Source organism: Mucilaginibacter sp., assembly GCF_028288105.1.
Lineage (GTDB): Bacteria > Bacteroidota > Bacteroidia > Sphingobacteriales > Sphingobacteriaceae > Mucilaginibacter.
This window is the reverse complement of sequence record NZ_JAQBOI010000118.1, coordinates 1-8170: the sequence shown is the minus strand read 5'-3', so window position 1 is coordinate 8170 and position 8170 is coordinate 1. Positions and strand designations below refer to the sequence as shown.

Annotated in this window: 7 protein-coding genes and 1 pseudogene; 2 read left to right on the top strand and 6 right to left on the bottom strand. The window is 41.9% G+C overall.

Going from position 1 to position 8170, the window contains the following annotated elements; genetic code table 11:
* Positions 1-257 precede the first annotated feature (257 nt).
* The 6 genes from JWQ85_RS08230 to JWQ85_RS08205 form a co-directional block, all read right to left on the bottom strand.
* Positions 258-2645: a YfhO family protein gene (locus tag JWQ85_RS08230; RefSeq protein WP_367186195.1), complete on the bottom strand. Its 2388-nt coding sequence runs from the start codon at positions 2643-2645 to the stop codon at positions 258-260.
* 178 nt (positions 2646-2823) lie between these two features.
* Positions 2824-3120 carry a hypothetical protein gene (locus JWQ85_RS08225; protein ID WP_299466713.1) on the bottom strand — a complete coding sequence of 99 codons (297 nt, stop codon included), beginning with the start codon at positions 3118-3120 and terminating at the stop codon, positions 2824-2826.
* A gap of 4 nt (positions 3121-3124) precedes the next feature.
* The gene (locus JWQ85_RS08220; protein ID WP_299466710.1) at positions 3125-3382 is read right to left on the bottom strand and encodes a DUF4834 family protein; all 258 of its coding nucleotides are present in this window, start codon (positions 3380-3382) and stop codon (positions 3125-3127) included.
* Between the two features lie 135 nt (positions 3383-3517).
* A complete protein-coding gene (uvrB, locus tag JWQ85_RS08215) occupies positions 3518-5545 on the bottom strand; it encodes an excinuclease ABC subunit UvrB (protein WP_299466707.1) in 2028 nt (675 codons plus the stop codon).
* 171 nt (positions 5546-5716) lie between these two features.
* Positions 5717-6196, bottom strand: a complete 480-nt coding sequence (locus JWQ85_RS08210) for a MarR family transcriptional regulator (protein ID WP_299466704.1) — start codon at positions 6194-6196, stop codon at positions 5717-5719.
* A gap of 11 nt (positions 6197-6207) precedes the next feature.
* Positions 6208-6705 carry a GNAT family N-acetyltransferase gene (locus JWQ85_RS08205; protein ID WP_299466701.1) on the bottom strand — a complete coding sequence of 166 codons (498 nt, stop codon included), beginning with the start codon at positions 6703-6705 and terminating at the stop codon, positions 6208-6210.
* Between the two features lie 133 nt (positions 6706-6838).
* Between JWQ85_RS08205 and upp the strand changes: the two genes are divergently transcribed.
* Positions 6839-7483: a uracil phosphoribosyltransferase gene (gene upp / locus JWQ85_RS08200; protein WP_299466698.1), complete on the top strand. Its 645-nt coding sequence runs from the start codon at positions 6839-6841 to the stop codon at positions 7481-7483.
* A 481-nt stretch (positions 7484-7964) separates the two neighbouring features.
* Positions 7965-8170 (top strand): annotated as a pseudogene (locus tag JWQ85_RS08195) (hypothetical protein); the annotation flags it as partial.

Here is an 8170-nt window from a genome sequence, read left to right as displayed (position 1 = left end):
GACCACATCAGGGGATCAGCGGCAAGAAACCTATCGATATGGTCACCCTAAACAACAAATAAAAATACCTGATTCTGTTACCGAATTACGTAACCCTTACAATTGCGAGGTACGAAGCAATCTCTTTGAGCAAGTCCTTCATGCAAGTTGTACAACCATCCTAAAGAGATTGCTTCGTACCTCGCAATGACGATTTGGTGTACAAAAAAGAGCGATGAGTACAAACCCATCGCTCTTTTAATATCAAGATGTAATCCTTAAGCCTTTTTAGCTGCCGGTTTTTTCTTTTTGTTTTCAACGTATACTGCACCAACCAATGCCAGCACAAGCAATATCGAGCCCGCTAACGAGATGTTCTCGCCGGCGTAGTAAGATGTTGGGTGGAATATAAATTCAACCTTGTGGTTACCTAACGGGATAGTTGCCGCACGTAATAAATAATCGGCACGATAGTAAGGTTGCTCAACGCCATCTATCAGCATTTTCCAGCCTTTTTCATAATATATCTCAGAGAATACAGCTACCTGGTTTGATGTTGAACCAGTTTGGTAAGTAAGGTGATCGGGCTGGTAACTGGTTAGCTCAATTGTACCATTTACAGTAGCACCTAAAGGTTTTGCCTCTACAAGACTTTTGTACTTCTGGTCTATCATTACTTCATCCTTAGGCGAAAAGCTGCTGATAGCCTGCATTTCCTGATCGGCATCTTTTACATACTTAATGCTTTGCACAAACCAGGCATGGCCGCATGCTGTTGAATTTGCATGCATACTTGCAGTACCGGTTTTTGGGTCGGCAGTAATAATGTATTTGGTATTTAGCATATCCAATACATCCTGGTTCATGCTTTTGGTAAACTGATTTTCTACCAATTCATCAAAACGCCTTAACCGGGCCGAATGGAAACCACCTACCGTTTTAAAGAAGTAGGAAGAGCGTGAATCATGGAAAGGATCAGGAAGGCTCATATCCATCACCCTAAAGTCGGGGTCTTTATCACGCATAATAAATTCATCAACCTCGCGTGGTGTATAGGCGCGGTCCATGTTTTCTTTCGGGATAAAATTATCATCCTTTAAATAACGCTTGTCAACACTCCACATATCAACCAATATGATGCCCATAAATGCAAGTGCGGCAAAGGTTGTGCTTATTTTTTGTTTGATAACAATCCATAACAAACCAAAGGCTAACGCTATAAATATCAGTGTGCGTATAGCGTCCGCTCTTTCTAACGATTCGCGATCTTGTACCAATGCGTTAGCAACAGAGTTAGCCATACCAGAGTTACCCTGGAATGCTTGCGTAAGCCCCGATACCAAGGTTTGGTGCTCGGTTGATTTAAAGGTAAGGAACAGGCCTGGCAATGCTATCATTAACAGGGTTATGCCGCCTGTAATGTAAAACGCCAGTTTAGCTTTGTTAAAAATATATGGTTTATCACGGTTAATAAACACTTCGTTAAGTGCAAGGAAACCCAGGATAGGGAAACACAACGACGCAATTACTAATGTTGATTCAACCGCGCGAAACTTGTTGTATAGCGGGAAGTAGTTAAAGAACAGATCGGAAAGGAAAGGCAGGTTCTTACCAAACGACAGGAACACGCTCAGCAATACGGCCGAAAGCAACCACCATTTTATCCTGTTCTTAACTATGAGTAAGCCTAAAACAAAAAGGAAAAACACAATGGCGCCAAAATACCATGGGCCGGATGTGCTTGGTTTATTACCCCAATAAGTGGGTAACTGGCTGGCAAATTGCTGTGCCTGTGCAGCGTCAATACCTTTTTCTGTTAATATTTTTACAACCTTTGAGTCATCAACCGCCGGGCCACCCGTAGCACCGCCGTATGCATTAGGGATAAAGAAGGTAAAGCATTCTGTTACGCTTTGGCTCCAGTTGTAAGCATACTCTTTATCAAGTCCGGAACTTGCCGCACCTGTTTCGCTTTTTAAGTTCGGTTTACCACGAATGGTGTAATGGCTGTATTCGTAAGTTGTCCATAACGACCCTGCATTTACAATTACTGCCAGGATAGTGGCGGCAGATAGATAGGCTATTGATTTTAAGAAAGGTTTGGTCTGTTTTGCTTTTATAGCATGATAAAGCTCGATACATACTAATATGATGATAGCCAATAGCAGATAAAAGGTCATCTGCACGTGGTTTGACCGTATTTCCATTGCCAGAAATAATGCTGTTAAAGCACCGCCTGTAATGTACTGGCCCCTAAGCGTCATGATTATACCGGCTACTATTGGCGCAAAAAACGCTATAGCATACGCTTGGTTGGCGTGCCCGGCATCAATATAAATAAAGTTATAGGAAGAAAAAGCGAATGCTACCGCTCCTGCCGCTGCCAGCCAATGATTCAGTTTTAAAGTGCAGAATAAAAGGTAAGCGCCAAAAAGATATAGCAATACAGTATCAACCGGGTTAGGGAAAACTGATTTTAAAACATCAATTACGTGTGTAGTAATGTTAGAACCGTATTTTGCCCATATCTGGTAGCTGGGCATACCGCCAAACATTTGGTTTGTCCATAATGGGGCCTTGCCGGTGGCAGCTTTAACATCCATTATCTCTTTTTGCATGGCCTGGGCCTGCAAAACATCTCCCTGATATAAAATCTTACCCTGCATAATAGGGTTAAAGAAATAGGCAAATGTTAGTACGAAAAAAATTGCAGCAACAATAAGGTGCCCACTATTCCGCTTGATCCAGTTATTCATTTAAACTCTTTTAGGGATAATATTTATAATGTTCAAAAATAGAAATTTGAATGAGATTAGAAACGATAAGTTTTTATAAGATATTTAATTAGCAATTATGGGGTTGGTTGCTATAATAATAGAACAGGAATAGCATAATCAAAATACTAACTATGTACACAATAACATTCAGTTTATTGTATTCCTCGCGGTTGCGGCGGATGTTGTAAACATTATAAAGCGCGAGTATGCCTATAGCTATCCAGAAAAAGTTATTGATAGTGCTGCAGCCAATAAACAACTGTATTAAAACGGCAAGCACAATACAGTTGGTAAGTATTAACAGTACCGATGGCGGTGTATTGTTGTGACCGCGCCTGCGTTTATATAGCCCTTCGGGTAGCATTGGTTTATTTTATTTCTTCGTAATCTACAAATTCCCCTTCAGAATCAGGCACCGAACTTTTTGCATCGGGTTTATAGTCGACCCGTACACGTCCATCAGGCCTTGGTTGCTGCTGTTGTTGGTAGTTTTGTTGCTGCTGGCGTGCCTGCTCTTGTGCTTTAGTTATTACACTATTAAATAGCATAGGCAAAAATATACGCACCAGGCTGCGTATGATATATAACGAACAAATGGTTATGATCAAAAAACGTATTAGACCCATCTGGTTTTAATTTAGCTTACAAATATAAGTATATAACGTATAATTTGTTTCAAATTATACAATGTGCAAATATGCAGATGTGCAAATGTGCAAATGAAGCTCATTTGCATATCCGCACATCTGTAATCTGCACATCTAAGAAAACTTCTCTTCCATCATCTTTTCCAGTGCAAACATTTCATCACGCAGCTTGGCGGCCAGCAGGAAATCCATATTTTTTGCTGCCGATACCATATCCTTGCGGGTACTTTCGATAGATTTTTTCAAGTCGGGCTTGGTCATGTACTGTACAATAGGGTCGGCGGCAAGGCTAACCATGTCGGTTTCCACATAGGCCTGCTGCACACCACCTTTAAAGTCGACCACAGAGGTTTGCTCCATAATTTCCTCACGGGATTTACCAACTGTTCTTGGCGTTATGCCATGCTCGGTATTATATTTTATCTGCAGTTCGCGGCGGCGATTGGTTTCGTCCATCGTAATTTGCATGGAATCGGTTATTTTATCGGCATACATAATAACCCGGCCCCTGTCGTTACGGGCAGCACGGCCAATAGTTTGTATTAACGACCGCTCCGACCGCAGGAAACCTTCTTTATCAGCATCCAAAATAGCTACCAATGATACCTCCGGCAGATCCAGTCCCTCACGTAGTAAGTTGATACCTATCAGTACATCAAACTCACCGAGGCGAAGGCCACGCAGTATCTCTACCCGCTGCAGGGTTTTTACTTCCGAGTGAATGTAGCGGCACTTAATGCCCAGCCTATCCATGTACTTAGCCAGTTCTTCGGCCATGCGTTTGGTTAGGGTGGTTACCAGAATGCGGTCGCCCATTTTAATGGTTTTATCTACCTCGTCCAACAGGTCATCTACCTGGTTTATCACCGGGCGAACTTCTATGACAGGATCAAGTAACCCGGTTGGGCGTATCACCTGTTCTACTACCACACCGCCAGATTTTTCCAATTCGAAATCGGCAGGGGTCGCGCTTACATAAATGGTTTGCGGTGCCAGGCGTTCAAACTCCTGGAAGTTTAACGGGCGGTTATCCATCGCCGCAGGCAAACGGAAACCATAATCAACCAACGAGATCTTCCTCGACCTGTCACCACCATACATAGCGCGGATCTGCGGCACAGTTACGTGGCTTTCGTCAATCACCATCAGGTAATCATCAGGGAAATAATCCAGTAGACAGAATGGGCGCATACCCGGCTGGCGGCCATCAAAAAAGCGTGAATAATTTTCAATACCACTACAATAACCCAACTCGCGGATCATCTCCAAATCGTAATTAACCCTTTCCTCAAGGCGTTTGGCTTCGATGAACCTGCCATCGTCAATAAATTGTTTCTTGCGGGTTTCCAGCTCTTCCTGTATAGCCCAAACAGATTGCTGGAAGCGCTCGCGCGGGGCAACGTAAAGGTTGGCGGGATAAACCACCATGTGGGTCATCTTCTCTATGGTTTTGCCCGTGGTGATATCAAAAGTACTTAGCTCCTCGATGTCATCCCCAAAAAAGGAAATGCGGTAAGCATAATCCATATAAGCCGGGAAAATATCCACGGTATCGCCCTTCACCCTAAAGGTTCCGCGTTTAAAATCGGCAGTGGTGCGGGCGTATAATATTTCAACCAATCTGTGTAAAAAAGCGTTGCGGCTAATGCGGGTACCTACCGCGAATTTAAATACCGAATTGGCAAAATCTTCGGGGTTACCCATACCATAAATGCAGGATATGGACGATACCACGATCACATCCCTCCTGCCGCTCATGAGTGCCGAAGTGGTACGCAAACGCAGTTTTTCTATCTCCTCATTTATCTGCAGGTCTTTTTCTATATAGGTATTTGACGAGGGAATAAATGCCTCGGGCTGGTAATAATCATAGTATGATACAAAGTAGTTTACCGCGTTATCCGGGAAAAACTGCTTAAACTCGCCGTACAGTTGCGCCGCCAGCGTTTTGTTATGGCTAAGTATCAGCGTTGGCTTTTGGGTTTGCTCAATTACGTTGGCAATGGTAAACGTTTTACCAGACCCTGTAACGCCCAAAAGTGTTTGAAAAGGGTCGGCATTGTTTACACCATCAACCAGTTGCTTAATGGCACTGGGCTGGTCGCCGGAGGGTACGTATTGGGAAGTTATTTTAAAATCCATGTATAATGTAAAAATACAAATAATCCTGCATTAGGGTTTACAGATCAAAGTAAGCCAACAATAATGACAACAGTATGTCAACAATAGTTTATACCGATCTTTATATTTTATTACAACAGGCGCACCTGATTTATGTTCGGCCCGGATTAAGGCACCACAATTAGATAATGATTATTTTGAAGATCTTAAGCGCTGTGCCCTGGCAAAAAAACTTTGTTCGCTAATTTGTTCTTCTACTTCAGCAATAGCTTTCATGAGATTATTTTGGGTATTAGCAAGTTCGGCAGCAGCGCCCTTCATAATTTCCCAAACGGGTTTCATTTGTTCAACCAGCGCGTGGCCTTTAGCAGTTAGCTGAATGAGCCGTTTGCGCTCATCGGCTTTATCTTTTTTGGAACGGATAAGTTTTTCTTTCTCCAACTCTTTAAGCAAACTGATGGTAGATGGATGGGTGTATCCTATTTCGTTGGCAATTTCAACTACGCTTAAAACCGGTTTAAAGTGCAGGGTATAAATAACCGGGAACCATTTAGGTTCAAAGTCGATATTGTTTGCTTTGTAAATAAGCACGCCATCCTTACGAAGCGTCTCGGCAAGGCGTTGCAGCCTTGTGGAAATAGCTAAAATTCCCGATTCGTCAATAACGTTCATTTGTTGTCAGGCTAATTGCCTAAATATAATTCATAAAAAATATTATCGGCCCCCATTAGTGGGAATGATTTGGGTAGTTCTGCTTTGTCCAGTTGGGTAAATCCATTTTTTTCGTAAAAACGATGGGCCGCCTTCAGCATATCAACAGTGCCTAAATATATAGCGTTTATCTCGTTTTGTTTGCAATAAGCTATCAACGTATCTAACAATAGTTGCGCTATCCCCAACTCTTTGCCACGGTATTCTTTACGCACAAACATTTTGCGCAAAGCGCCGGCATTATTGCCTATTGCAATGATGGCAATGGTGCCAACCAACTCGCCGTTATGAAAAGCGCCCCAGAAATTGCCGCCTGTTTGGTGGTAATTGGTTTCAATATCCAACAGGTCGGGCTGGCCTTCAAGCGTTACGGGGACGTTAAATTCTATTTGCTGTATAGGGAGGATTATGTCGATAATTTCTTTGCAATGGCTGTTGTTTAAAGTATTTATCTGTGTTATAAAATTCATAATACTTTTAATTTATGTACAAACCTACGTAGTTAACTACATATAATCAAGATAAATTTTATTCATCGATAATTTGGCTTTTAGGTCAAAAATAAAATAGCCTGTTTTTTACTTAAAAACTTTAATTTTAAGAATGATTTTCATCCTCAACAAAACCGACACTATTGCCAATCAGTTTTTGGCCGAACTGCGCGATGTGAACGCGCAGCAGGATAAGTTCCGTTTTCGTAAGAACCAGGAAAGACTGGGTGAAATACTGGCTTACGAAATAAGTAAGACCCTAAAATATGACATGACTGATGTGCAAACCCCATTGGGCATTGCCAACGTAAATTTATCCGCCGACCAACCCGTTATTGCCACCATACTGCGTGCCGGCCTCCCCTTTCACCAGGGCTTTATTAATTTTTTCGACCGCTCTGCATGCGCATTTGCAACTGCCTGCCGCAACGTTAAAAAAAGTGGGGCATTCACCATTCAGGTAGATCATATATCAACCCCAAACCTGGAGGGTAAAACACTGATCATGTGCGATACCATGTTGGCCACCGGGCAAAGCATAGTTTGTGTTTGTAAAGAGATTATGGCGCAATACAATCTTAAAGCCCTGCACATAGCCGCCGTTATTGCCAGCACCGAAGGCATTACCCATGTGCGTGCCAACTTGCCAAAAGCACAGATCTGGACCTGCGCAGTTGATGACGAAATGACCAGCAAAGCTTACATAGTTCCGGGATTAGGTGATGCGGGTGATCTGGCTTTTGGGGAGAAGGTGTAAGGAAGATTTACGATGGACGATTTTAGATTTACGATTTGAATGAATAAAATAAGTATAAACAATTATAAACGCAACTGGTGGCGGCAAAGGCGTTTTCAATACAATATTTTTTTAGCGTTAGCCGGAATAATTGCTTTTATCTATTATGCGATCTTAGGATCTTTGTTAATAGCCCCTTATGTTGAGGATTTTGAAATAACTTTATTTACTATTCTATTTCAAGGAATTGGATATTTAATAATGATGGGCATCGCTAATATTTTTTACAACTTAGGGTATTGGATTGATAAAAGGTATAATAAACAAAATAGTGATAATTTCAGATCAAGACTTTATAAAGCCGGTTGCTGGTTTTCATGTTCTCTACCATTGCTAATTCCGGTTATAATTATTATAGAATACTTTGTAATGTACGCTTGTAAACAACCATTGCGGCCAACTGCATTTTACGAATATTTAAATGTTGTAACTTCGCGTTATTATGCCACAATCTAAAATCGTAAATCGTACATCTAAAATTTACAAACACATTTTCTTCGACCTTGACCATACCATTTGGGATTTTGATAAAAACGCCGAAGAAACACTGCACGAACTTTACGGTACTTATAAGCTAAAAGACATCGGCCTGCCCTCTGCCGACCTGTTCATCGAGACCTATACCCGCCATAACCATCGCCTTTGGGC

Excerpts from the sequence above, each read along its gene's own strand:
- JWQ85_RS08230 (WP_367186195.1), bottom strand. The coding sequence starts at position 2,645 with ATGCAGGGTAAGATTTTATATCAGGGAGATGTTTTGCAGGCCCAGGCC.
- JWQ85_RS08225 (WP_299466713.1), bottom strand. The coding sequence starts at position 3,120 with ATGCTACCCGAAGGGCTATATAAACGCAGGCGCGGTCACAACAATACA.
- JWQ85_RS08220 (WP_299466710.1), bottom strand. The coding sequence starts at position 3,382 with ATGGGTCTAATACGTTTTTTGATCATAACCATTTGTTCGTTATATATC.
- uvrB (WP_299466707.1), bottom strand. The coding sequence starts at position 5,545 with ATGGATTTTAAAATAACTTCCCAATACGTACCCTCCGGCGACCAGCCC.
- JWQ85_RS08210 (WP_299466704.1), bottom strand. The coding sequence starts at position 6,196 with ATGAACGTTATTGACGAATCGGGAATTTTAGCTATTTCCACAAGGCTG.
- JWQ85_RS08205 (WP_299466701.1), bottom strand. The coding sequence starts at position 6,705 with ATGAATTTTATAACACAGATAAATACTTTAAACAACAGCCATTGCAAA.
- upp (WP_299466698.1), top strand. The coding sequence starts at position 6,839 with ATGATTTTCATCCTCAACAAAACCGACACTATTGCCAATCAGTTTTTG.